19 protein-coding genes are annotated in these 24,813 nt (G+C 53.8%); 3 read left to right on the top strand and 16 right to left on the bottom strand.

Annotated elements, in window-relative coordinates; translation table 11 throughout:
* Positions 1–18: 18 nt before the first annotated feature.
* From HPY65_01960 to HPY65_01945, 4 genes are all read right to left on the bottom strand, one after another.
* The gene (locus HPY65_01960; GenBank protein ID NPU83224.1) at positions 19–567 is read right to left on the bottom strand and encodes a PEP-CTERM sorting domain-containing protein; all 549 of its coding nucleotides are present in this window, start codon (positions 565–567) and stop codon (positions 19–21) included.
* Positions 568–1,091: 524 nt separating this feature from the next.
* The gene (locus HPY65_01955; protein NPU83223.1) at positions 1,092–1,730 is read right to left on the bottom strand and encodes a PEP-CTERM sorting domain-containing protein; all 639 of its coding nucleotides are present in this window, start codon (positions 1,728–1,730) and stop codon (positions 1,092–1,094) included.
* A gap of 750 nt (positions 1,731–2,480) precedes the next feature.
* The gene (locus tag HPY65_01950; protein ID NPU83222.1) at positions 2,481–2,870 is read right to left on the bottom strand and encodes a hypothetical protein; all 390 of its coding nucleotides are present in this window, start codon (positions 2,868–2,870) and stop codon (positions 2,481–2,483) included.
* A 455-nt stretch (positions 2,871–3,325) separates the two neighbouring features.
* Positions 3,326–3,691: a DMT family protein gene (locus HPY65_01945; protein ID NPU83221.1), complete on the bottom strand. Its 366-nt coding sequence runs from the start codon at positions 3,689–3,691 to the stop codon at positions 3,326–3,328.
* 364 nt (positions 3,692–4,055) lie between these two features.
* Here HPY65_01945 and HPY65_01940 point away from each other — a divergent pair, with 364 nt between their 5' ends.
* A complete protein-coding gene (locus tag HPY65_01940) occupies positions 4,056–5,231 on the top strand; it encodes a thiolase family protein (protein ID NPU83220.1) in 1,176 nt (391 codons plus the stop codon).
* A 375-nt stretch (positions 5,232–5,606) separates the two neighbouring features.
* Here the strand turns inward: HPY65_01940 and HPY65_01935 are convergent, their stop codons facing one another.
* Positions 5,607–6,383 (bottom strand): hypothetical protein, encoded by a 777-nt coding sequence (locus tag HPY65_01935; GenBank protein ID NPU83219.1) that lies wholly within the window; start codon positions 6,381–6,383, stop codon positions 5,607–5,609.
* A gap of 437 nt (positions 6,384–6,820) precedes the next feature.
* Between HPY65_01935 and HPY65_01930 the strand changes: the two genes are divergently transcribed.
* Both HPY65_01930 and HPY65_01925 read left to right on the top strand, forming a co-directional pair.
* Positions 6,821–7,534 carry a hypothetical protein gene (locus tag HPY65_01930; GenBank protein NPU83218.1) on the top strand — a complete coding sequence of 238 codons (714 nt, stop codon included), beginning with the start codon at positions 6,821–6,823 and terminating at the stop codon, positions 7,532–7,534.
* The gene (locus tag HPY65_01925; GenBank protein NPU83217.1) at positions 7,524–8,528 is read left to right on the top strand and encodes a nucleotidyl transferase AbiEii/AbiGii toxin family protein; all 1,005 of its coding nucleotides are present in this window, start codon (positions 7,524–7,526) and stop codon (positions 8,526–8,528) included. Before HPY65_01930 ends, HPY65_01925 begins: the two co-directional genes overlap by 11 nt.
* A 173-nt stretch (positions 8,529–8,701) precedes the next feature.
* Here HPY65_01925 and HPY65_01920 read toward each other — a convergent pair whose 3' ends face one another.
* The 11 genes from HPY65_01920 to HPY65_01870 form a co-directional block, all read right to left on the bottom strand.
* Complete coding sequence (locus HPY65_01920; protein NPU83216.1) at positions 8,702–9,160, bottom strand: hypothetical protein; 459 nt, start codon at positions 9,158–9,160, stop codon at positions 8,702–8,704.
* A 217-nt stretch (positions 9,161–9,377) separates the two neighbouring features.
* Entirely contained in the window at positions 9,378–12,704 is a 3,327-nt protein-coding gene (locus HPY65_01915) for a type I restriction endonuclease subunit R (protein ID NPU83215.1), read from the bottom strand.
* Positions 12,643–15,162, bottom strand: a complete 2,520-nt coding sequence (locus HPY65_01910) for a S8 family peptidase (GenBank protein ID NPU83214.1) — start codon at positions 15,160–15,162, stop codon at positions 12,643–12,645. Before HPY65_01910 ends, HPY65_01915 begins: the two co-directional genes overlap by 62 nt.
* Positions 15,163–15,168: 6 nt before the next feature.
* A complete protein-coding gene (locus HPY65_01905) occupies positions 15,169–16,137 on the bottom strand; it encodes an ATP-binding protein (protein ID NPU83213.1) in 969 nt (322 codons plus the stop codon).
* A 28-nt stretch (positions 16,138–16,165) separates the two neighbouring features.
* On the bottom strand, positions 16,166–17,374 hold the full coding sequence (locus HPY65_01900) for a restriction endonuclease subunit S (protein NPU83212.1): 1,209 nt from the start codon (positions 17,372–17,374) through the stop codon (positions 16,166–16,168).
* The gene (locus HPY65_01895; GenBank protein NPU83211.1) at positions 17,371–19,485 is read right to left on the bottom strand and encodes an N-6 DNA methylase; all 2,115 of its coding nucleotides are present in this window, start codon (positions 19,483–19,485) and stop codon (positions 17,371–17,373) included. The genes HPY65_01900 and HPY65_01895 overlap by 4 nt, the downstream gene beginning before the upstream one ends.
* 198 nt (positions 19,486–19,683) lie before the next feature.
* Entirely contained in the window at positions 19,684–21,645 is a 1,962-nt protein-coding gene (locus HPY65_01890) for a DUF262 domain-containing protein (protein ID NPU83210.1), read from the bottom strand.
* A gap of 195 nt (positions 21,646–21,840) precedes the next feature.
* Positions 21,841–22,392, bottom strand: a complete 552-nt coding sequence (locus tag HPY65_01885) for a protein phosphatase (GenBank protein NPU83209.1) — start codon at positions 22,390–22,392, stop codon at positions 21,841–21,843.
* Positions 22,393–22,464: 72 nt separating this feature from the next.
* Positions 22,465–23,103, bottom strand: a complete 639-nt coding sequence (locus tag HPY65_01880) for a hypothetical protein (GenBank protein NPU83208.1) — start codon at positions 23,101–23,103, stop codon at positions 22,465–22,467.
* A gap of 3 nt (positions 23,104–23,106) precedes the next feature.
* Complete coding sequence (locus HPY65_01875) at positions 23,107–23,724, bottom strand: phosphohydrolase (GenBank protein NPU83207.1); 618 nt, start codon at positions 23,722–23,724, stop codon at positions 23,107–23,109.
* A gap of 27 nt (positions 23,725–23,751) precedes the next feature.
* Complete coding sequence (locus HPY65_01870; protein ID NPU83206.1) at positions 23,752–24,747, bottom strand: hypothetical protein; 996 nt, start codon at positions 24,745–24,747, stop codon at positions 23,752–23,754.
* Positions 24,748–24,813: the final 66 nt, after the last annotated feature.

Below are 24,813 nucleotides of genomic sequence, written 5' to 3'. Positions count from 1 at the left end.
CTGAAGATCAAATCGGATCTAGCTCCTGAACTTTCTCCTGGCTCCTGCCAACCCCATCAGACCCAGTCCGAGAAGGAGCATCGTGGCAGGTTCGGGAACGGCGGCATATTCAACCACATAACCATAGATGATAAACAGGCTGTGTTCATCATTCCAGGTACCGGGATAACCATCTTCCGCTACTCCGTACATTGCCAGCCAATATTCCACCCCTTCCTCGTTATTGGGCTCAAATTCTCCGTATCCGCTCCACCAATTGGTATATCCCCACGTTTCGCCCGTCACCCATTTCCAATTCTGGAAATCTTCCGTATATCCTCCAATCCAGAACTCAAACCCCTCTCCGTAAACAAGTGCTGCGATTTCATCCTGCTCGGCCTGGCTCGTAATGGTTGCCAACCAACCACCCGCTGCTTCTGCAGCGGTACGTGCATCCGCCCACGTAATACCTTCTGCAGAAAACACTTCATATGTGTTCCCGCTGGCGGTAGATGGGGCTACCCACAATTCACCGGCAAAGGTGCAGCAACATGCAACAAGAATCATCCATAAAATATGCTTTTTCATGAGAGACTCTCCTTAAACCCTATTCCTGATTCACATTCTATGCTGCCAAGCTCGTAATCAACAATTGTGAGTTCTTCACGTATCCAGCATTACCTTGGACATAGCTACAATATCAGGTACTCATTGAATATGAAATATTCATGCCGTATGCGTAACAAATTGATGTTATTGAATTATATTCTAAACAATTCTGAGTTCGCCGCAATAGTGTCAATATATTTTACAGCCGTAAGGCAACCATTGATATTCAATAAAAAGATATCTGACAAGGCCATAAATATGTGCGTCGCCGATTGAGTCGAGCAAAGCCTAACGAATCCGACGTGGATTTCATTAATCCGTTGATATGCAAGACGAATCGTCAGTGCACCGGATCTTCATAGCGGCAAAGAAAAATATGCTCACTTGGGACGTTTATTCTTTAGAGTCGAAGATTACAAGCAACAATCCTGATGAAACCATCGAAAAAAAAAGGCAGGGCCAATCGACCCCGCCTTTCAATACAAGAAACTGTATCTTTTGTCTTACTTCATCCTCCGCCTGACGCCTGCCAATCCCATCAGTCCAAAACCAAGAAGCAACATCGTTGCGGGCTCAGGAACGGCATTCGTGTTGAATGAGATGATGCCAGGCTCATATAGCTCAGGTGCTGTGTCCGGCCAAGGCAGTAGCGAATTCGGCGTACTGCCGACAGTAGCCGACGTGATCAAGTAGTCTATCTGGAATGCATCGAACACCAGGCCCTGCTCCAGGCTGACACTGTTCGTGCCGAGGTGGATAAATGCGTTAGACACGGTATCGGAGTATGAGAAGATGGACGAACCGTTGTTCAACAGGTTAAACGTGAAGTTACCGGTGCGTGTACCATCTTCTGTCAAAGACAAGGCAAACAACGGGAAGATGTCGCCGGATGCGATTGTCGACCACTCTCCGTTGCCAACCGCTTGAAGGGTGTAGGAAAAGCTATCACCCGACTGAAGTGTGGTCGCCAGAAGATCATCACTGCCTGTAGCCAAGACCGCCGAATCGCCGCCGCTGTAGTCAACTATGAAGTTGTAATTGGAGGCCGAAGCCGGCGTGGCAAGGGCCAAGATCAGAAGAGCGGTCAAAGCCGTATGGCGTATACGAGTCACTATTGCCTGCAGAAGATCGTCTTTCCCCATTTTATGCTTCCCTTCCTTTACCGTATTTTTGAGATGATGCCCGCTTTATGCAAATAGTGCTCCTTATCGCAACCAATTGATATAAAACATGTATGCGCTGTATATGGGTGCGGCAGCGAATCAATTTGTAAGCAATCCCGACAAAAATTAAAAAGAAAAATTCACATGATTATAATAATGCCAACAATACAAACACTTACCACAATTCAAGCTGTAAAGAATCCCGACGATTTTATGCCGTGTTCACATTTTGAATAGTCGTCCCTTGTAAAGCGTAACATCATGTAAATATTACCATATTTTATGGTTTGTTCTCGCTGCTGTCCCAACCTTTGTTTTTTTGGATGACCTAACCTTTTAATTGAAAACCGTTTCTGACGAATAATGCCATTTATCGATTCAAAAAATCCCTCCGGCTGTGTCCGTCTCCGCCATCACTGCGGGAGGAAGCCGTCAACGCATTCCGGAAAAACAATCTTCGCCCAGTTGAGGAACAGCGCGAACTCGCCATCAGCATGCCGGGAAGGCCGGGGTATCACATCGAGGCCGTCGCCGGCGGGGAGGGGAGGCCGCGGTTAGCCTTCTTTCGAGGCCGGAAGGTGGACCTTGTGGTGCTGGACATGATCATGGACCCGGGGATCGACGGCATGGAAAGGAGTGATTCAGATGGGATAGTCTTGGACGCTGATTAAGATCGAGAGTGGGGCATTTTTGCGTGTTGATTCACACGAGACGTACAACGAAAAGAAATTACTGTCGTTGTCGCGGCTCGAATCTTATGCCCTTTCTCTCGGCGGGATTGGCAGCTTTGCCAATTTTTTCAACTTCGTGATCGGAAACTTTGCTGCAGCAATATAATTGAACGAATAGCAATGCCGATCCAACAGGAAGAGCAAAAGCAATGATCAGAAGATTATTGAAATTGTCGAGTTTGACCCAGATAAAGGCAATGGAAAGAATCATGAGCAGGCCCGGCAAGGTCCAGGCAAAAAGTTTATAGGTGAGATTGTTCCCGTAGATACGCCGGAAGGTAAAAGCAACGGTTATAATCCCGTAGATGTGCCTGAGGGCGAAAGCAACCGCTACAACTCCAAAGAAGATAAAAAATGCGGCACCAGTTGTTCCTGTAAAGAAGTTCATGTTTCCACTCCTTGATCACCATCGTTCGACGAAGAGCTTTCAGTGTTCCCTTCTTCATAAAGCATGCCAGTGAAAGGTAATTGCAAGACCGAGATTGGCATCAAGTTGATATTGTAGGAGTTATTGAATCATATATAGAAAGAGAGGGCACCCGTGATGACCGGTGCTGCTCGATCCATTCGATAGTTTTCTGTCAAGGGATTGACGTACCTGACAAAAAAATCGTCTCCTTGCCGGAAAACCCTGTATGTAATTCCAGAAAAATGGCCCGCGTTTCTTCTGGAAATAAGGATAGCCGTCAAGGCCAGGGAGACCCTCTTTTCGCCCGAGGGTTGCAGAAAGGAGCGGTATCGAAAGGGCCGGCCGAAAGGCCGGCCTTTTCTTGTCGGAGCAAGGACGCCGACGGGGGACGTGGGAATTTCCGTCATGCAGCGTTGAAGGCGGGAACAGACTCTTTATGTGTGGGGCATGCCGCCGCGGAAGATGAAATAGACGGCCCCGACAAGGCAGAGAGCGGCCCACATGTAGTCCCATTTCAGGGGCTGCTTCATGACAAAAAAAGCGAACCCGGCAAAGACGATCATGGTGATCACTTCCTGGATCACCTTGAGCTGGGCAAGATTGTAATGCTGGAAGCCGATCCTGTTGGCGGGCACCTGGAGCATGTATTCGAACAGGGCGATACCCCAGCTCAGCAGGATCACCATCACCAGGGGCCAGCCGTTCATGAACTTGAGATGGCCGTACCAGGCAAACGTCATGAACAGGTTGGACAGAATCAGCAGCAGAACCGTTTCGAGCACGGCCGAAACCCGGTAAATGGCATCCTGCGCCCGCCTTGCTTATACCGGCGGTGTGGGCGTCAGCGTCCGTGAAGTACGCTTTCAACGGGCGGTGCGGAACCTAATCCAGACGACGACGGAATGCAAGGGGTCTTTTGAAGAAATCCGGCCTTCTTCCGGAAAATCCGTCGAGGTTTTCAGGAGGGACGCGCAACATACCGTCGGCAAGTAACGATATGTTGTTCGAAAAGCACCGTTACTGGGCCGAGATCAAGGGGTCCGGATTCGTTATCTCATATGATATCGGCAACATATAAACCTTGGTGTCAATGTTGCGTGAATATCGCATGCAAAATTCCATGATTCTTACAGGAACAGGAGGAGGAATCAGAAAATGGCGAACCTGAAAGAGGCGGTTATTGTTTCGGCCTGTCGAACGGCCATCGGGGAGTTGCTGGGGTCTCTCAAGGCCATCTCGACGACGGATATGGCTGCGATCTGCCTGAAGGAGGTGGTGGACCGGGTCGGCCTCGACACGAGCCTGATCGACGACGTGATCCTGGGGTGCACCGGTTACGACTCCGCACAGAACAACGCCGGCCGGGTGGCCGCCCTGAAGGCGGGTTTTCCCCCGAGCGTCCCGGGCATGACCGTCAACCGGGTCTGCCCGTCCTCGATGGAAGCCATCGACATCGCAGCCGCCCATATCAAGCTGGGCACGTACGACGTCGTGATCGCCGCGGGATCGGACAGCATGACGCAGATGCCCTATGTTCTGAAGAACCATCGCACCGGCATGAAAATGCAAAACGACGTCCTCATCGACAGCCTCTGGGAAGGCATGAGCGGCGGCGGAAACATCATCATGGGCCTGACCGCGGAAAACCTGGCCGAGAAATACGGCATCACCCGCGAGGAGCAGGACGAATACGCCCTGCGCAGCCACCAGTGCGCCCAGCGGGCCATCGAAAGCGGCCTGTTCCAGGAAGAGATCGTTCCCGTAAAGGTCCCCAGGGGCCGGGGTCAGTTCGAGGAATATAAAATCGACGAGCGCGTCCGGTTCAACATGAAGCCGGAAGACCTGACCAAGCTGCCGCCGGCATTCAAGAAGGGCGGAACGGTGACCGCCGGGAACGCCTCCGGCCTGAACGATGGAGCTTCCGCAGTGCTCATGATGTCCCTGGACAAGGCAAAGGAGCTGGGCATGAAGCCCCTGGCCAAAATCATCGCCGGTTCCGTCGCCGCGGTCGAACCGGAGCTGATGGGTTACGGACCCGTCCCGGCGACCCAGAAGCTGCTGGCCCGAACCGGCATCAAACTCTCCGACATCGGCCTGGTCGAAGTGAACGAGGCGTTCGCCGTCCAGTACATTACGGTCGAAAGGCTCCTCGGGCTGAACCGGGAGATCACCAACGTCAACGGCGGCGCCATCGCCCTGGGACACCCGGGAGGGCCCACGGGGGCGCGGCTGGTCATCACGCTGATGTATGAAATGAGGAGAAGGGGCGTGAACATGGGACTGGCCACCCTCTGCGGAGGAAACGGCCCGGCCCGCTCCGTGATCATCGAAGCCATGTAGGCGGAGTCGGGAGCGTTCGAATCCGCGCATCAACCTTTCTCTTTCAGGCCCTGGCATCATCCTGTGTTGCCGGGGCCTGAAGTACCCATCTCCAGTCGCCCTTCCCGAAAGAGACCCCCGTTCCCGGTGAGGCGGACTGCGGTGTTGGAGCCTGTTTCCTCCGAGGTTCCTTCACCCCGTCCGGCGCGCCAAAAAGAAATCGTAGGTGTAGCGGTCGCGATCCGCTCCAGCCACACGGTTCCCGGGAACAGGCCCAGCCAGCAGGGAGCGGACGAATGCCTTCCTTCCCTGGTTTCCGAAGGACGGTGGCCGGGGGGGAACAGAGCGGCTGAAATCCAAAATGATATTCTTGTGTTTTCTCGGCCTCCCCGGACGCTATTTTACTTCGATGTTTAAGCCGAGCAGTTTCCAGGTAATGCCTTCGTAGATAAACTTCTGCTCAAAATGAACCTTTCTCGGCGTGGTCGGGTAGTATCCCGAAACCACCAGCACCCCGTCCTTGTCGACGGTCGATTCACCGGCCAGGACCGGCTCGAGATCGTTGAGCACCGACCAGTTGGCACCCGCGTTGATCAGCGCCTTGAAGGCCTCGTTGAGCTGTTCCGTTGTATGCTGTTTCTGCCACATCGTTGAAACCGTACTCCGGAAATGCCCCATGTTCTTTCCGTCCACGGAAACGATGAAATCGCGCATTGACTGCTTCACCAGGGCGACCTGGTCGGCTTTTGCAGGAGCGGCCGGCGAGGCGTCACCCGATTGAAGTCCCGCCGTCGGTTTCCGGATCGAGTAAATTTTCCAGTTCCCCTTTTCCTTCACGAACATCATCTTGATGGGGATCGTTCCACCCGCCTGCGTCGTGATCGAGCCATCCAACTCGCCCCGGCTGCCGCTGATATTCCGGTTCGACCAACTGGCTTCCTTGAAATCCAGGATGGCGCCTCTGGACAGGAAGTCTGCCAGTGCTTTCTCATCTGTGCTGGCCTTGAAATCTTCCGCGAGATAGTCCCGTGCCTTCGCAATATCCCGGGCCTTGACGGCCTTGAAGAAGGAATCCGCGGTGTCCACCATCCCCGACGTAAAGTAAAAGACCGCCGCGATTCCCAACGCGATCACGACAACGACGCCGATTCCGATCTTCAGCCACTTGTTCATGGAATTCCCTCCTGTGGTGACTCGCTCTATACCACAGAAACGTCCCAGAACCCCCACGGATCTGCCGGGGTTTGGCCTTGAAAGGTTTGAGCAGTCTTTTATCAAGCAGTTCTTCGCAGCTCACCCTCGCCTCTAATCAGCATGGTGATGGGCTCTTCCATGACGCGAGCCACAAAGGGATCCTTTTTCTTCAGGCTGCTTCTGCACTAAAAAGTTTTGCTTGCATATTGTGGCCGAACAGGTAAAAGAACTACCCATAGTGAAACGTATTGCCAACTGACAAATCCACTGCATAGTTGACGTTTCGGACTGATACGGGGAATTTTGTTACCTATATGAGCACGGATCAAAAACTAAAGACCACTGATTTCTTTGCCACCCATCCGGTATTCTCCCTTGATGAGGCTGCCGCGGCATTGATGCCGGAGGGAAAGCGGTTGCGCGTCGTCGAACGGCTCAAGCACCACCTCAGGACCGGCCGCCTGAAACGCGTCACCCGCGAGATATACGCCGTTGTGCCGCCGACCCTGTCCCCGAAAGATTTTCATCCCGATCCTTTTCTGGTGGCAAGTGCCATGTATCCTGATGCCGTCTTCTCTCATCACAGCGCCCTGGAGCTGCTCGGAGCCGCACATTCGCTTTGGAATCAGTGCACCCTTTATGTCGCCAGGCGCCGTCGGCCGCTGGTACTGGAAGACGCAACTCTCCGCTTCCTGGATCTTCCCCTTTCGATGAAGGGCGACTCCGGCAAACAGCTCGGCACACGGCGGATAGAGCGCCTGGGAAAACTGCTGGAAGTCACAGGCCCCGAGCGCACCTTGGTCGAGGGGTTCAGCCGACCGTCGCTGGCCGGAGGACTGGAGGAACTGGTCCATTCTGCCGCCGGATTCACGACCCTCGATCTTGAACTCCTGGAGGAGATCCTGCGCCGGTATGACATGGCAAAGCTCTGGGCGGCGACAGGGTGGTTCCTGGAGACGTTTCAGAAGAGCTTCCATGTGCCTGATGCGCTTCTCGCCCGCATGGAGCAACACCGACCGCGTTCACGGGCCTACGTCGAACGGGGACAGAGGGGCGGTCTCCTTGTCGGGCGCTGGAACCTGATCCTTCCCAAGGTGCTATTATCGTCGGGGGAGCCTGATGAACGTTAGCCTGGAATACCTGAGGCGCTGCGCCAATGAGACCGGGTATCGGATCGAACCGCTGGAAAAGGTGGTCCGTCTCGGAGAGATGGCGGCTGATATCAGGCGGCACCCGCTTCTCGGGGCGGTGCTTGCCCTGAAAGGCGGCACGGCCTTCAACCTCTGTTTCGGCCCGCCCAAACGGCTCTCCGTGGATCTCGATTACAATTATGTGGGGCAGCTCGACCGGACGGCCATGCTGGAGGCACGACCGGTGGTGGAGCAGGCCGTTTTCGATCTGGCCCGGCGTCAAGGGTATCGCGTGCAGCAGTCGGCCGATGCCTATGCCGGACGCAAGTTCTATCTTCTCTACCGCTCGGTTCTTGGGCCGGAGGAGAGGATCGAGGTGGATCTGAATTTCCTCTTCCGGATGCCGATCGCCGGAACCGAGGTGCGCGAGCTCTGGCAGCCCGGTGAATTGGATCGCCCTTCCATTCGGGTGGCCGGCCTGGGGGAGATCCTCATCGGCAAGCTTCTGGCCCTGCTCGATCGCGGAGCGGTGCGCGACGTCTGGGATGTGGCTTATCCTCCGCCGCCGTCAACAGAGGTATTCCAATCGATCCTCTTTCGGCGCTGGTTCGTCGCCCTGGCATCCATTCTTGAACACCCGCTGACGACCTATACCCGAGACCGTCTTGAGGCAGGCATGACCGACCGGGATGCGGAGGAGCGGCTTGCCCCCCTTCTGGCGGGTGTCTCGCCGGACAGGAAAGAGCTGAGTGAGCGCGCCTGGGCTGCTCTGAGCGGGTTTCTGATCCTGCAGCCCCATGAAGAAGAATTCATCACCGCCGTCCAGAAGGGAGAGCTGCGATCCGAGCTTCTCTTTCCGGATGATCCCAAGGAGGCAGAGCGCATCGGCGCTCATCCGGCGATCCTGTGGAAGATGGAAAACGTACGGAAATACCTGGCACGGCCGGCCAGGCCGGGAAAGGGGGACGGCTCACCTAAGCGGCGCAAATCCTGAGGGCCGATCATGGCATTGAACTCCATTGTCTTCACCGAAAAGTTCGTCCGGCTGATTGCAACTTTCTGTCCGTCCAATTGAAAGTTAAAGACAGCGGGGCGCCACCGACAGTCATCCAAGATTCAGCCCCAGGATTGATGGCAAGAGGCCTCTGGAGGGAAAGGTGCTTCCGCCTATTTCGTTGGAACAACAATAACTGCCGTTCTTGTCTCTTTGCATATTTCTTCAGCAACCTCTCGTAATCGCTGTTTTTCTGCAGAGCTAACGGTTCCACAATGAATAACGAGGATTGTCCGGTCGCGGTGAGCCAAGGCCAAAAACATTTGCCCGATACCCTGCGTCAACTTCGCAGCATGCCCTTTTGTTCCAAGGCACTTTACCTCGATGCCAATTGAGCCGTACTCCGGATGCTTGAAAACAATATCCAAACGGTTATTCGATCCTAAGACATTGACGTCAGGACCTTTTTCTTGTTTACAGAACTCTTTCCAGTATACAGGCGATCGGTCGGGATTCGTCCGATGCGACGTCAAGCACGCAACCTCTTTATTCAGCCCAATATGTTCGGCTACCTTGACAACGCTCTCCCAGACATCACTCTCAAAGGCTGATTCTGTTGGATATGAGTCCAAGAAGACCGATCCCTCGAGATGCTTCCTTAGAAGGAACCACAAGTCGTCAATATTACAAAGCATGTTTCTATTTACATCCATAATGTTGCCGTTTTATTCGAGCTTTTTATAAGCTAAATCTGTAAAAGTTAGTGACCTCCCTAACTGTCAGCCAGTCTACAGGTGCCAGCTTAAGCAGCCTCCAAAGGGATGGTGATCATCTTTTAACCGTCCCACCTCACGCTGCCGCTGAGGACTGGTAATATGGCGACGGGAGCGTTGGGTACACACGATACACATGACGATAGACGTCGTCGGCCCTGTCTTTCACATCGTCTTCCGTGTAGTTGTCCACTGGCAGGCCGGTTGATTCGTTCCACAGGAAATCCAAAATGGCCTGTCGGACGCCATCTCGGGTGGCTTCTTTGTCCTGCCAGCGAGTGACGCGCAGTTTCTCGGCCTTGAGCGTATTGAGCAAATCGACCGCAACCGTCTTGATGCGCTTAATCTCGTCCGCCGAGAGGTCCGTTTTTTTCAGAAGGTCAAAGACCGCAAGGGATTCCTCATCAAGTCCTTCGCGAACGGCACGACGCTCTTCCTCGCTCATACCGTCTATGAACACCAGAAGTGCCTCAAAGGTCTTCTCGATGGTTACCCTATCTTTCTCGCGGTTATACTCGGCCACGATCTGTTCATAGTGGTGCTGAAAGTCCGTTCGCAAAGGGTTCTGCTCAAGCAGCCGCTGGAGTCGCGATTCGATGGCCGTCTTGAGGTTCTGAACCGTTGTGCGCTTGGTCCGGCTCCGTTCGAATTCCGTTCGCAGCTTGTCAAAATCGATCTTGCTGATGTCATAGGGGGCGCGTTCTTCTGCGCTAACAACATACCCCTTGGTCTCGATCGCCTCGTCCACCACCTTATGGAGTTGTTGAATGATATCGCTTATATTCGCTTTTTCGCGGTCCTCCTGCAGGCTTCTGTAAACGACATTGATCGCCTCGTAATCCCGGCGGTAGTCGTTGACGCCCGCCACCGTGAGGCAGGCCCTGAATTTCGAGAAGACTGCTCGGCACATTACTTCGAATCGTTTCCGTGTCTCGTCGTTTTCATTGGCCGCTTCCTTTGCGGCGATAATGGCAGCGTTGCGTTCAAAGCCCTTCTTAAGAATGATGTCGTCCAGTGACGCGCTCCGCTCAGTCAGAAACGCTCTGACAAATGCGATGGCCTCTGCCAGGTCGGCCAGCAGTTCATCATCCGGTTTGGCCGGTTCGTTCTCTCCGCCTTCGCCTGGGCGTCCTGTGTCGCCTGTCCCGCCAAAGGTGGCTAATGCCTTTCGCAGGTTCTTGAGGATGCCGCAATAATCCACAATCATGCCGTTGTTCTTGCCTTCGTTCACACGGTTGGCGCGGGCGATGGCCTGCATCAGCGTGTGCGCCTTGAGCGGTTTGTCCAGATACAGCGTCGAAAGCGACGGCACGTCGAAACCCGTCAACCACATGGCGCAGACTATGGCAATGCGAAACGGATGCTCTTCTTCCTTGAAGGCCTCATCCACATCCATCCGCTGCATGGACCGGAACTGCGGCTTCTGACGCATCGCCTCAGGCAGCTCCATTCCGTCTTTGAGCAGGCGGCGATGCGGTGTAATGTCCAGATCCCACTTGCGGAACTTCTCCACCTCGCCCTGCTCTTCGCTGACCACCACCGCCATTCTGGTCTCGCGCATCCAGGCAATCTGCCGCTTGCGATACTGCTCTTCCTGCTCGTCTTTGATCGCTGCCAGTTCAGCCGTGAGTTCAGCGATCCGTTCCTCCCAATATCGGGCAATGCGGTTATACATCTTCACGCAGGTAATCTTGTCGATGCATACCAGCATGGCCTTGCCGGTTTCCCAGGCTTTGGAGTAGTTATCCACGAAATCGCGGGCCACCTGATCCAGCCGTTTGTCAGCGGTGATGACGTGGTAATCGCGCTTAAGCTCCTTTTCGAGCCGCTGAGCCACGTCGATGTCGGCGGTTTCCAGTTCCTCCAGTTTGGCGGCGATGCGTTCGTTGAGGTCGCCCACCGAGACGCCAAGCTTGTCGCCGCGGGCATCGTAGTAGAGCGGCACGGTGGCCTTGTCCTCCACCGCCCGCTGGAAGTCATAGGTCGAAACGTAATCGCCAAAGACCCTCTTGGTGATTTCGTCGTCACTGAAAAGCGGCGTGCCGGTGAAGCCAATGCAGGAGGCGTTCGGCAGGGCGTTGCGCATGTTCAGGGCCAGCGTCCCATACTGGGTGCGGTGCGCCTCGTCTGTAATGACGATAATATCGTCTCGCGGAGAATAAGGCTGGTTTGGTTCTACGTCCCGGTTGAACTTCTGGATCAGGGAAAAGATATGCGTCTTGTGCTCTGAAAGAAGACGGGCTAAGTGCTCCCCGCTGGATGCCCGGCAGGGCTCGCGGTCGTTATCCACGACTCCGCAGCCGGCAAAGGTCTTGTAAATCTGTGTGTCCAGATCATCACGATCGGTCAGCACCAGGAAGGTGAAATTGCCACCCAGTTTGCGGTGTACCTTTCGAGTAAACAGAACCATCGAGTAGCTCTTGCCCGCCCCTTGGGTGTGCCAGAAAACGCCCAGTTTTCCGTTGCGATTTGTCCTGTCGCGCACCGCTTCGATGGCCCGGTTCACGCCGAGGAACTGGTGATTGCGGGCCAGGATCTTCTTGGTTTCACCTGTCGAGTCGTCAAAGAGGATAAAATTCTCTACGATATCAATGAGATTTGCTTTGCTGCAAACACCCTTGAGCAGCGTTTCCATGTCCACCACGCCCGGTTCATCCTCAGCCAGGCGCTTCCATTCATGGAAGTGCTCAAACCGGCTGGTCACCGAGCCGATTTTTGCTTCCACACCGTTAGCCAGTGCCACAATCGCGTTGTGGTGGAAAAGGTGCGGCACGGTATCCTTGTAATCCTTGAAATTCTTCTCATAGGCGACACGGACATCCTTGCCAACCGTCTTGAGCTCCATGAACAAGAGTGGAAGCCCATTAACAAACCCCACGATGTCGGCCCGACGGCGGTAAAGATCGCCCCGCACCCACAGTTCCCGAACGCATAGAAAGTCGTTGTTGAGCGGATATTTGAAATCCAACACTCGCAGGCGTTCTTTCACCAGTTCGCCCTTGCCGTTCCGGAAGGCTACCTGCACGCCGTCGCGGATGAGGTTGTATTTATCGCGGTTTGTGGCAATGAGCGATTGCATCGCCGTCATCGCCACGATCTGCCGCACGGCATCGTCATAAGCCTCGTCGGGCATGCCGGGGTTGAGTTCCGTCAGCTTCTTGCGTAACGACCGCGTGAGCACCACCTCACGGTCCGATGCCCGCCCTAGAAGGCTATCAGGCCCGAAGTCCTCGTTGTTGTATGCATAGACGGACTGCCAACCGAGCTTCTGCTCCAGGTATTCTGCCGTGGTTTGTTGAACAAGGGTATCTTCTGTAAAGTTGCTCAATATCTTCGCCCATTCACGTGGTGACTTCAATCGGCACGCTGATTCCGACTTGATTGGCAACGGGTGTGTACACATCGATGCGTTCTTCCGGTGTCATGATTGAAACCACCAGGGAATACCTTGCCCTGCGGTTCCATCGCCCCAGATGAGCGCGCTCGCGCCACCAGCCAATGCGAGGGGCAATGGCGATAATATTGGATTCCGCCAATTCGGATGCTGTCCCTTGCCAAATATCTGAATGAATGGAACCCCTGTTTCGCGCTTGGCCAATTTTCCAGTGGTCAGAAGCGCTCTGTGTACCAGGATGTCCCTCTTCTTCTTCCCTGGCTGCTTTATTGATGCGCTTGACAAACTGTTCTTTGGTTTCAGTGGGAGATTTCAAATCAAAACGCAATGCGTGGGATGCATAGCGATAACGGTCCTGCCAGCCGATTTCGCCCGGACCAGGCTCAATAAAATAAGAGAGCGTGACCCTCATCTCCACTTCTATATGATCTGGCATGCTGCGCAACACTTCCTTGGGCCAAGGCAACTCATATAGGTGCATGTCCTTGGTTCGGTAACCAGATTTCGCATTACCTGTATCATCTCTTTTCTTGTCAAACGGATTAAGCTCAGCCTGTGCAATCAAGGTCAGAAAATTCGAAGCACTGAACAGTGCTCGCTCCAGGTTCGGTACACCATAGCCGCAAGTGCTAAGCAGTTTCTTTATAGCGGTCTTGGATCCATCACCAGAAAACTGATTCCAAAGGCCGTCCGGCCAATTGGCTGAGTGCACGACAAGGGCACGAATCGTTTCCGGCCAGAGATCCGGGTACTGTATCTGAATCTGAGCAGCCATCCAGGCGGCCTGAGCAGTGGCAGCGCTTGTCATATTAAATGGATGAAAATGGCTTGTCAGAGGATTGTAATATGTGGAGAGCAGTGATAGATCATCGCACTCTGTTGTGAAGCCGCTCGTATCGCGCGCCGCATTACCACCTTCCAAAACGATTTCCGGTTTGATCGGCCACTTATTGTCTTCCCAGCAGAAAGATGTTGTTGAAAAGGGAGAAAGCCCACTTTGGGGAGCGACTGGGCTATAGCCTTGAAGCGATGGGTCCAGAATCGTATCCATCTTCGTGTAGGCGCCAACCGTCAATGCATTCCACGATTGGCCCGGATCGTGAATTGAGTCGGTTAGTTGGGCAGCTGGATATTGTGCCCAGCCGGACGGGTCTGTATTGCCAGCGCTCACGATCATTAGTCTTCTTATATCATCATCTGTACCAGCTATGATCTGATCCAGTTGCCCGGACCAGGAACTTGGACGACCTCGGTCACGGGTGTCATCGGCAGCCACAGCCATACAATGGACACGCTTTCGATCAGGCGCCTCGATTTCAGACAGGCTGACACCTTGCGATGTGACGTATCCCCATAATTCGGTTGGATTCGAACCGACCGGAGGAAGGATCTTGACCGATTCAAGGCAGTGCCTGAGATAGATAGGTCCACTGCCCGACAGGGCTTTGACCAAATCGCCGTAGGCGGCAACCCCTGCCATAAGGGTACCGTGTTTATCGTGATCGTGGGATCCCCAAGCCGAATCTACAGCCTGGCAGTCGCCATCGCTTAATACCGGCGAAATGAGTGGATGACCATGGTTCACACCGGTATCAAGGAGACACACGGAAACACCCGGTGACTGCTCATATCTTGTTCTTTTCAGCAGATTTTGTACCCATTCGGCCTGGTCCTTGTTTCGCAACCCAGTCCAGAATTCGGCTGTACTTTTGCCCAGACGATATTCAGCGATGTCATCGGACAACGCCGAAAGCTGCTCCAACTGCGCTCGATTAGTCAACACAACCTTAACAGCCCGTTCTGGAAACCGGATAATGCCATTCTTTGATGGGATCTCCAACCGGTTTAAAAGATTATTGAAACGGGATATGACTTCCTCCGTATCGTTACTCAACCAAATCTCGCACCAGTTGGGCGTGTCACCAGGGATCAATGATTTATCGTCCTGCCAGAATGAATCAATCGCCAGTGCTTTTCTAATATCCGCAATACTGTTAATTAGATCGGCGTTCTTCCAATGGCCCTTCGGAGTGTCCTGTTCAGCATATTCCTCTATCTTTTTTAAGAAGTGCTCTTTCTTTTCATTGGCAATAAAAACCGTCGCGTAAGTAGTGACCACTTCTTTCGGTTGATTTGTTTTATCGTCAGTAATTGTCTCCTTCTCGGTCCTGATATTAAGCAAACGTACCTTCTTGGACTTCATATCCTCGAGGCTTTTGGTCACCAGATCAGCACCAGGATCGCTTTTGAATTCAATGTACACGCCATCACGTTCGATGTGAGCAACCGCGCGTTCGTCTTCAACTGATCGCCACGCCTGTTCCAATCTACTTTTTAAATAGGCGCTATGTGAGTCGCGCTGACGCGACGGGATGCTCCTTCCCCCACCACTGGATCGGGCGCTGATAAAGTCAGTGTTTTCAGGCCTATCCCGAAGAACAATGTGTGAAAGCCGATTCCCCGCCATTAAATATTACTCCCGCAGCCCTTTGCGTGCGTCCCTGCGCTCATTTAGTCTGTCGAGCAATTCGGACGCATTCACCTTTTTTCGTTCCATCAAAATGGCATTCTTAATGGCATCGCGGCATGCTTGGTCGATCTCAGCATGGCTCAGATTGCTGCTGTCATCAATCACCTGCTTCCAAGTAAAGCGAGAGGCCAAATAGGTTCCTAAAATATTTTCTATCAAACGCTTACGTTCTTTATCGGTCGGCTGTTCGTAGTACAGTACGTCATCAAATCGCCTGAAAAGTGCTCGGTCCAGAAGTCTTGGGCTGTTGGTTGCGGCTACTACTAGACTGTCGGACGAATCCTGTTCGATAAATTGTAAAAAGGAATTCAGGACGCGGCGCATCTCGCCCACGTCGTTTTCAAAGGATCGCTCTCCACCAATGGCATCAAATTCATCAAAAAGATACACACCTTCTTCACTCTTAATGAGGTCAAATATCTGGCGCAGCTTGGCGCCAGTTTCTCCCATGAACTTGGTGACTAGACGGTCTACCTGGATTGTGTACAACGGCAAGTGCAGTTCATGCGCCAACACCCTAGCAGTCATGGTTTTGCCCGTGCCAGGCGGGCCGATCAGCAGCACTTTCCGGCGATGTGTCAAACCATAGGCCTTGAGTTTGTTCTGTTGCCTATATTCGTTAATGATCCGTGCAATGCGTTCTTCGAGGGCTGTGGGAATCACTAGGGCAGACTTGGCAATATCTGGCCTCTCGGAGAGCACCAGACCCAACATGTCCTTTGGAAACTGCAGGATTACTGCCCCTTTGGCCTTCCTGGCCTTGTCCACGATGTCGCGTATATCATGAGCCAAGGCTATATGGCCCTGTTTGGCCTCGTGAGCAGCCATCTGCAAAGCGATCGAGTAGAAACGCTCGGGGTCATCTCCGAGATAGGAGCGAATCAGGGATTTTATCTGTTCAGCAGTCGCCATGATTGCCTCCTTTCAAATATTTTAGGTATCATACCGCATAGTCGCCGTTCATGAGGCGCGGGAGAAGTAGATCGCGGGCTTGGCTTAGCTTTTTAACCTGTCCCAATAAAATATAAATTTGACGAAAAAATAGTGCCACTTTTTTTTCGAACATTTGTGCATGGCCGGATGATGGGCGGATTATCTCAAGCGCGGCAATATCGTCTTTTGAAAGTTCTGTCTGGTTAGTCGCACCACGGCCTAATGTCGCAATGTAAGATTCTAAACTCGCTAAGCACAAACCGAAGTAGTGGACTGGGATGTCCTCTCGGGGACGGACAATCGTGATATGTGAGTCAACTGTGTATCCATCAGCTTCATACAAGAACTGAGCAACCCGACCAAGTGTTCCCGCACCTGTAGAATTGATCAACATATCTCCGAATTGAACAATCTTTGTTGAAGGCACTTGATTAGAATGTCGACGGGCTAGATCAAGGCTTACCATTCGATTCCTTATACACTTCTGGTTGATAACAAGCCCTGGTGCATTGTCGTCATATTTTGGAGTTATACCTCGACTTAAAAAAGAGGCCGATTCTCCAATAGTGATCTTCTCCCACCCCTCCGGCACACCGTCAGTGATTTTGGTGTGTTCATGGCCGGGGAAGCGGAGGTGGACGAACCATTCCTTGTAGAGCAGCCGCGCTGCCTGCTCCAGCAATTGAATCCTCCGTCGGTTGTTCTCGATCAGGTCATCATAGGCGGCCAATATTCGCCCAGAGCGCCGCTGCTCTTCCAATCTAGGCATATGTCTCAATGATAACTGGCGAATATCCTTCATGTTGACGTGCTTGGCAGTCGCTCCTGTCTCGCCAGCGAGAAGAAGTCCCTGTTGTGGCGGCGCAAGCAGAAAGTAGCAGAGGAAGTCAGGATCAACCATCTGAGGATCTGGCCTAAGGTGAACAGTTCTTTGCCCCAAGCAGACAGTTTGCCCATTTTTGACGATGGCCACGTTACCTGCTGGTGCTTCACGGGCAAGGATCAGGTCATTTGCCATCGGCGTAGCACGACGTGTCCACTTTGTGTAGGTATCTTCCGAAACACGATAGACGCCGTCAAGCTGGAGACGTCCGCGTCCAATATTTGGCGTACGTATGAGAGGATAGCCCTCGTCTTGCACAGGTGCCGTAGCATGTAAGCAGTCAATAATGAATTCACATACGTCGTCTAAAGTTTTTTTTGAGGCGCCTTTCATACCCCCAGCTCCTCGAAATTCTTCTTAATCGTCGCAGCCAGTTGTACCGCCTCGGCGTTCAGATCCTCCAGTTCAACATGGATATCGCGCAATGTCTCCTCAAAGTCGAAATTCTCGTCCTCTTCTTCAGGAGCGACGCCGACATAGCGGCCCGGGGTGAGACTCCAGTCTTTGGCCTCGATCTCGGCCCGATCCACCAATTTGACCAGCCCTTCGACATCGCGAAGCTCGGCCTCGGGGAAGCGTTCGGTGAGCCAGTGGGCCTGACGCCAGAAGTAGCGGACCTGCTTGAGTTGTTCCACCGCCAGGGCGCGGGCCTCATCGGCGGCCTTGCGGGCGCGGTTGATCTCACGATTGGCCCAGTCTTCGCTGCCCTTGGCGGCGCATTCGTTCTCGCAAGTATCAATCAGGCGGCAGGCAAGCTTGTAGATCATGTCCGTTTGCTTGACCAGATCGCGACTGCTTTCGGCGAGCGGCGCCAGACGATCCACGGCTTTCTTTAATTCACCATTGGTCGTCTTTTGCTTCGCCCATGCCGCCTGCTGTTCGGTAAGGGCCTTCCGAAACACCTCCATGTCCGCCTTGAACATCGGGATGGCGTCGTCCAGTTCCTTGAGCGCCTCGACATGGGGCGCGTCCTTGTCCAGGTTCTTGAGGAACGGCTCGATGGCACTGCGCAGTTTTGCCAGCGATGCAATAAAATCCGGCAGTAGTTCGATTGAACCGCCGTCATCATCTTGGGCGGTGAAGCAAGCTGCGCCCTCGATCAGCATGCGCCAGCAATAGCGCGCCACGAGGTCGAGATAGCGCTCGGTCTGGCCCCGATAGAGCCAGACGATGGCCAGGATATTCTGCTCCTGCTCCGGGCTGAAGTCGTAGATCTTGCGGGTGACCTTGCGGTAGATGTTGCGGGCGTCCATCATCAGCACCTTGTCGCGGTGCGTTTCGGGCTTGGCGCGGTTGAGGAACCAGAGCTCGCAGGGAACAGTGCGGGTGTAGAAGAAGTTGGAACGGATGGCGATCATGATATCCAAGTCGCCGGTCTCGACCAGTTGCTGGCGGACCTTGGCTTCATCCCGCCCGGCGCTGGAGGCCTGGCTGGACATGACAAATCCCGCCCGGCCATGGTCGTTGAGGTAGCTGTAGAAGTAGCTTATCCAGATATAGTTGCCGTTTTGGACCTTGCCCTTCTTGTTGACGCCGGGCAGGCCGAAGGGCAGGCGCGGGTCGCTCTTGACTTTGTCGGCGTCGATCTCGTCCACGTTGAAGGGCGGATTGGCCATGACGAAATCGGCCTTGCCCAGCAACTCGTGGGGGTCTTCGTAGTAGGTGATGGCCTTCTGGATGTTGCCTTCCAGGCCGTGGACCGCGAGGTTCATCTTGGCCAGGCGGATGGTGGTGGCGTTCTTCTCCAGGCCGAAGAAGGTGAGCCTGTCCACCGGGTTTTCGTGGCGGCGCTCGACGAAGCGGGCGCTCTGGACGAACATGCCGCCCGAGCCGCAGGCCGGATCCAGCACGATGCCACCCTCCGGCGCAAGTACGTTGGCGATGAGCGATACCAGCGAGACGGGGGTGAAGAACTCGCCGCCGTCATGAGCCTTCTGGTCGGCGAACTGGGTGAGAAAGTATTCATAGATGCGGCCGAACACGTCGCCCGAGACCTGTTTGAGTTCTTCCGGATTGAGGGTGCGCAAGAGCTGGCCGAGGACAGCGTTGTCGAGCTCCTTATATTCACCCTTCGGTAGTATGTCCTTTAGGTTTTGATAGTCCTCCTCGATGGACTTCATTGCATCGATGATGGCCGTGGCCCGGTCGTCGCTGTCGGTCAGCGCGACCAGATGATCGAACTGGGCCTTGGGTTGGAGAAAGATGGCGCTCTTTTGCGAGAAGTCTGCTTTGGTGACCGGCCTTGTCTTGCCGCCGCGTGTGGGAAGGTTCGCTTCGATGGTGTCTTTCACGGCCAGATAGCGGCTGTAGGCGTGGCGCAGAAAGACGAGCCCCATGACAGGCAGGAAGTATTCGTTGCTGGCGTAATTGGAATTAGCCCGCAGGGTATCCGCTGCGGTCCAGAGCCTTTTTTCAATCGCTTCAATATGTTCGAGTTGTGACACGATTTTCTCTGCTTTCCTTGAGGTAATGGCTTGTTATGATTCCGGAAAGCCGGATATCATCATTTCAATGATTGGAAAAATGACAGGGTGAAGATTAAGAACGTGTTGAATGTACTCGCCTTCCGACGATGATGCAACCACGATATCAGGACAGGCGGATGATGCCGCCTGTTAATTTCTGAATAGAGAGGTTTCGGCCTACGCTACCCCAAGCTGTTGATCCAGCCCCAAAATCTCCGTCTTTACGTAGTTTTGAAAGTCAGACACATTCGTAAAAAAACGAAATCCGGCTTGGCTCGCTATAGCAAGTACTTCCGTTCCTTCATTTAAAAGCACAGCAACCGGCTGACTGAGTTCTGCCTGGATGCCATTCGGCCATGCCAGATCGAATACGGCCCTCTGTTGACCTGTGTCCGAATCGGAAAAATCATAAGCGAGTATTCCACGAGGAAGCTGCTGATCTTCCATCCAATGGTTCAAGGCTTCGAGCTGTTCTTCCTCTTCTTCGCTTGTAATTCCTCCAACGATTACTGGGGCTGCAGGAACGGCAGTTACAGGACCTACAAGCCAGCGTGTGTCACCGTGCAGCAATTCTTCCATTTGCTTGTTTACTTCCTGCGCCAGGAGTATTTTTCGAGCTTCTAAAAAATCACGGAAGTTCGCTATCTTCCACAACTCAGGATCCGTCGGAATCCACTGGGATGCCAAGGCGCCGGGATGCGCTTTCTCAATTTCTGGGAAATAGTCCTCCGGCAGCCGGTCGCTGATGCTGAGATTTGTGTCTTTGGTAAGGAAGCAGAAATTGGCCACGGCATTGACTTCCGGGCGTTTGTAGCTGTGCTTGTATAGCCTCGCTTTCGGGAAGATATGATGCACTTCAAGATGACTCATTTTCCCGAGCAAACTGGCCTTCAGAGGGAGTCCTGTCCCCCAATCCCGTGCCTGTCCCATCCTTGTCAGCATGTAAAGAACGGGATAGAAACGGGCACCCAGGCTCCAGCCAGTAAAATGTCCTGGTTCAACCTGCAGGCCGCCATGCCAGAGACGCAACTGTTTTAACAGCTTATCCAAGCCATCTTTGTTTCCTTCCAGCACTGCCAAGTCCTGGTCAATGTAGGATTCCGTCGATCCGGAGAATCGCCCCCACATGCCTGCTTGAACGAACCAGAACATCAGCCTGTCTCGTTCCTTCTCGTCCAACAGGCCGCTTCGTTGGTCGAGATAGCGAACCATCACCGGCACTCCGAAACGACCGAAGAAGACCTGATCATGGTCAAGGCCCAGTCTTCCGCTGATCAGGTTCAGGCAGGTGTCGATGTGCTTGACGGCCCGTTTCAAACCGTCCTGAATCTCCGTCGCGTTCTTGTCATGCAGGAACTGGAACTTCGCCTCTCCGGTTAACACCGTGTTCACGGAGCGAAGCAGCCAGTCGAGGTTGAAACGGTAATCCGCGCTAGCCCAACCCTTGAGATGACTCTTCATGGTGTCACGGGCCTCAGGCCAATCCGCACAAATCTTGGCCAGGGCCAGATCACCCTTCGAGAGTTTCGTGCCTCCGCTGTTAACCCGGTTGAAGATCTCCACGACAACATCCAGCGACTTGTCGGTTCCTGTAACTTCTTCCACATGTAGAACGATATCTATGATTCCGAGCAAGCGACTAAGGCGTCCGACATATTCGCCGACTTTGTCAGAGAGGGCCGATTGAGAAGTCAGGCGACCAACAAATTCGCCAAGCCCGGCTGTGCCTTTCATCAAAAGTTCTGTGACATCAATCCAGAGTGGGTCATCCTGCATTTTCAGCGGTTGGTAAAATTCGAACGTCTCAGTCTCAAGATGAAACCGAAGGCCTGTAAAAGCCTGCGCATTCCCATCGAAAAACTCTGGCGGTCTTCCTCTGACAACTCCATAAAGCGAAGTGATACGCTGTTGCCCGTCGAGAAGAAGTTTTACGATACCCGCTGCCAGCCGGCCGTCACCGCGATGGGTAGCCGAATTGGACTCGGTGGCCCACACCAGGAGCCCCCCCACGGGATGACGACGGTAAAGCGAATCAAAAAATCCGCGAACTTGGTCGCGGTTCCAGACGTAGCCTCGCTGAAATTCAGGCAATGCCATATGACCGCCGTCGATGTGATCGAGAATGGTCGAAATTTTCACCTGTTTCACTCCTGATTGTTATCTCAATTTATCAATCCATTCGCCCCGTTTCAGGCCGAAGGGATCGCAACTACCATTCATGATAAGCCGTATAATGCCTGTCCCTTGAACGAAAGGCTTTCCACAGGTCCACACCGATAGAGCGCCCTGCCAGATAACCACAAAAGCATTTATCTTGTTCACTGTGATCGGCTCCTATTCGCCCCGCTTCCAAGTCAGAACCATCTGCCTCTGCGGCTGCGTTTCCGGCGACGGTGAATGAGCCGTCGCTTCAAATCGCCGGAGTTCGTGGATATGGTTGAGGGCTATAGTGCCGTTAGCAATGCCATGCCGGACAAGCCAGCATCCCACGACGGTGCCTGTCCGGCCGCGGCCACCCCAGCAGTGAACGTAAACGGGACGATCCGCAGCAATTGCACTGTCGATCCCATCAAGAATCTTCACCATCGTTTCTCTGGCAGGAATGCCGAGATCCCGGATCGGGGTCCGCTCACAGGCTACCTGAAAACCGAACTGGTCCGCGATACCTTGGACGAGGGTCTCGTAAGATCTGAATGGTTTTCCGTCGTGATCCGTCTCGTCCTCCTCCATCAGGTTCACAATGTGCCGGATGCCGCATTCCAGGAGAGCACTTAGTCTCTGCTCCATGGCTCGGCGGTTCCGGTCCCCGGGGTAGAAGCCGGCAAGGAATGTGTCGGGGGCCACCCAGTAGGACCTTGGAAAAGGAACATTCAAAGGTTTGGTCATGTAGTCAACGTCATACCGATATACATAAGGAATGTGCGCCCCCTGAAACAGCGTGCACCTATCTAATATTATTCACAGTTTAAAGTAATGCGTGTCCTCGATTACGGCCCCTGAATAATCGAGGGCCATAACTGTGAAGTCGATTCTATTCCCTTTGAGAACTTGGACCTTGTTTGGAATCGGCCTCTTTTGCATCTCTTTCGAATGGAAAAAATAAAGAAGCACGTCCCGGATTATTGGCTTTTTGTTGCCAAAATGTGTTTTGATCATCGTTAGAATTGACTTCAGGTTTCCGGCAAGCAGACTTTTTGGAGAGGGAATCTTCTTATCAATCGAAGGGGATAGCATTCTCAATCTCGACGGAACACCTGCCCAGTCTCCTTTGTCAAACCATTCCTCCACATAGGCTCTGAATACCAGGTTTCTGACCGCCTGCTCTCCTCGCAGGGTAATGACTCCTTCTGTTATATCCTCAGACGATTGCTTCCACTTGCTCTCACCCAGATAAAGATGATCTCTGCTTAAAAGAAGAAAATCAAATTCTCCAAACTGTGAACTGCCGGGACCGCCTCGTCTGCCAAAGCTCGGTCGGTAGAAAACCTGACACTCTTGCAGATCAGACTGGTCTTTCAACTGGTTAAGAATATGGCCCAGTTTCCACTGGAGCGCCCAGAGTGTCAGTCCGTCCTCGCCATACCCGATGATTTTCAATTCTTATGATACCTCCGGTTCTGAAATCAGAGGATGACGGCCTTCCTCATAAATATGGGCGGTCCAGTAGTCCGCCCAGTGAAGGAGCAAGGTAAGAGGTGCCTCCTTGTGCGCAACGACGCGGTTCTCCTCGATGTATTGGCCGTCGTGGTAAGCGATGGCTTGGGCTTCCTCATCTGAAAGGGGGATGAACCGGGCTACCAGGTAAAGGCTGCGGACAGCGAGGCCCATGGCCGTAACCTCCGGGTTGACCCGATAGCAAATTCCCCTGTTTTTGACCTGCCACTCGTTCTCGTTGGGAATGTAGAGCGGCCGGCCCGTCGATCCGAGCTTGCCCACATCGTGGAATAGCCCGGTAATGACGCAGCTCTCTTCCGGTATAGCCGGCGCAAGGAACCTGGAGATGTGAAGCAGTGTGTCCGCCACGCCGACACTGTGCGCCAGGAGACCCCGTTCCACAGCCAAGTGATAACGGGTGCTCGCCGGCGACATAAGCCAAGTGGTCTCCCGCTCCAGGAACTGCAGGAACCGTTGGAATGGTTCCTGTCGGGAGACTACCTTCCGTTTCAGGACATCGTAGCGTTCCAATAGCAACTTCGGTGTGTTCGATAGCACAGTCATAGCGATATGGCAATCCTTGCGGACAAATCACTGTCTTATTGTTCGGTACTGTCTCCGGTGGGAGGCCGTGGCCATGGGACCGGTTTTGCTCGCACTGCCGACGGTCCGGAAGAAGGCCAGGTGGATCACTGCCTTCTCGTGGACCAGGGCGGATCCGACGATTCCGGGGCTCTCGTAGCGGTAGTCCCAGCCGCAGCCGACGGAGACAAACCTTTCCTCCCTGGTAAGGCAGATCTCTCCCAGGAAGGCACGGGCGGTTTCGGGGGCGGCCTTTGCACCGTTCCCGTTGGATGTCGGGTGCAGGAGGGCGTCCATGACGTAGCTCTTGAGAAGCTTTGTGTGCAGGACACCGTATGCCTTTGGCATAGAGACCAGGTCCATCCCCGCCACCTGTCCGTTCACCAGGACGATGAGGCCCTGCTGGCCTTCTACCAGGGCAAAGTGGGCAAGGAAGGAGTCAAGGTCCTCCGTGCGGGACTCGTGAATGTCCTTCATGGCGCCGGTGGAGGAGCGGACGCCGGCCCGCTTGGCCTGCTCTTCGATGCCGTCCCAGACGGCATGCTGATCCGACCGGAAGTGCTGGCGCTCTTTCAGGGAGCGGGCCACCGACTCGTTCTTCACCCGCCGGAGGTGAGAGGACATCATGATGCCCGAGTCCTCGAAGGCGGCGGTCCGGTAGGACCAGCGGCCATGCTCGGTGCAGCTCACGGGGATGATGGTCTCCGAGTTGATTCTGATGAGGATCGTCGTGTTGAGGACACGGTTCTGCTTGGCCCCCGATAGCTCCTCGCCATCCAGGAGGAGAACGGGCTTCACACCCTTGTTGACGACCTTCAATTCCGGGACGGCACCGCCTTCGCTGACCTCCACGACGACAAGGGACCCGGTGTCCATGGCCTCCTTCAGGGTGAGGTAGTCCGGGCCGCTTTCGGGACCCATGACGGGAATGATCGTGACGTTCCTGTGCGACTGTGGTTCTCCCAGGCGGAGGTCTTTCAGCCTTTGCGCAATGATCGTTTCCATGGTGCCTCCTTTGAATAGAAATAGGAGAACAACCTCCCCCTTCTATTTATTGGGGAAGTGTCCCTC

The organism is Syntrophaceae bacterium (assembly GCA_013177825.1).
Lineage (GTDB): Bacteria > Desulfobacterota > Syntrophia > Syntrophales > PHBD01 > PHBD01.
This window is presented reverse-complemented; position numbering and strand designations above follow the sequence as displayed.

Excerpts from the sequence above, each read along its gene's own strand:
- HPY65_01900 (NPU83212.1), bottom strand. The coding sequence starts at position 17,374 with ATGAAAGGCGCCTCAAAAAAAACTTTAGACGACGTATGTGAATTCATT.
- HPY65_01875 (NPU83207.1), bottom strand. The coding sequence starts at position 23,724 with ATGACTGTGCTATCGAACACACCGAAGTTGCTATTGGAACGCTACGAT.
- HPY65_01925 (NPU83217.1), top strand. The coding sequence starts at position 7,524 with ATGAACGTTAGCCTGGAATACCTGAGGCGCTGCGCCAATGAGACCGGG.
- HPY65_01960 (NPU83224.1), bottom strand. The coding sequence starts at position 567 with ATGAAAAAGCATATTTTATGGATGATTCTTGTTGCATGTTGCTGCACC.
- HPY65_01935 (NPU83219.1), bottom strand. The coding sequence starts at position 6,383 with ATGAACAAGTGGCTGAAGATCGGAATCGGCGTCGTTGTCGTGATCGCG.
- HPY65_01955 (NPU83223.1), bottom strand. The coding sequence starts at position 1,730 with ATGGGGAAAGACGATCTTCTGCAGGCAATAGTGACTCGTATACGCCAT.
- HPY65_01905 (NPU83213.1), bottom strand. The coding sequence starts at position 16,137 with ATGGCGACTGCTGAACAGATAAAATCCCTGATTCGCTCCTATCTCGGA.
- HPY65_01885 (NPU83209.1), bottom strand. The coding sequence starts at position 22,392 with ATGACCAAACCTTTGAATGTTCCTTTTCCAAGGTCCTACTGGGTGGCC.
- HPY65_01870 (NPU83206.1), bottom strand. The coding sequence starts at position 24,747 with ATGGAAACGATCATTGCGCAAAGGCTGAAAGACCTCCGCCTGGGAGAA.
- HPY65_01915 (NPU83215.1), bottom strand. The coding sequence starts at position 12,704 with ATGTGTACACACCCGTTGCCAATCAAGTCGGAATCAGCGTGCCGATTG.
- HPY65_01910 (NPU83214.1), bottom strand. The coding sequence starts at position 15,162 with ATGGCGGGGAATCGGCTTTCACACATTGTTCTTCGGGATAGGCCTGAA.
- HPY65_01950 (NPU83222.1), bottom strand. The coding sequence starts at position 2,870 with ATGAACTTCTTTACAGGAACAACTGGTGCCGCATTTTTTATCTTCTTT.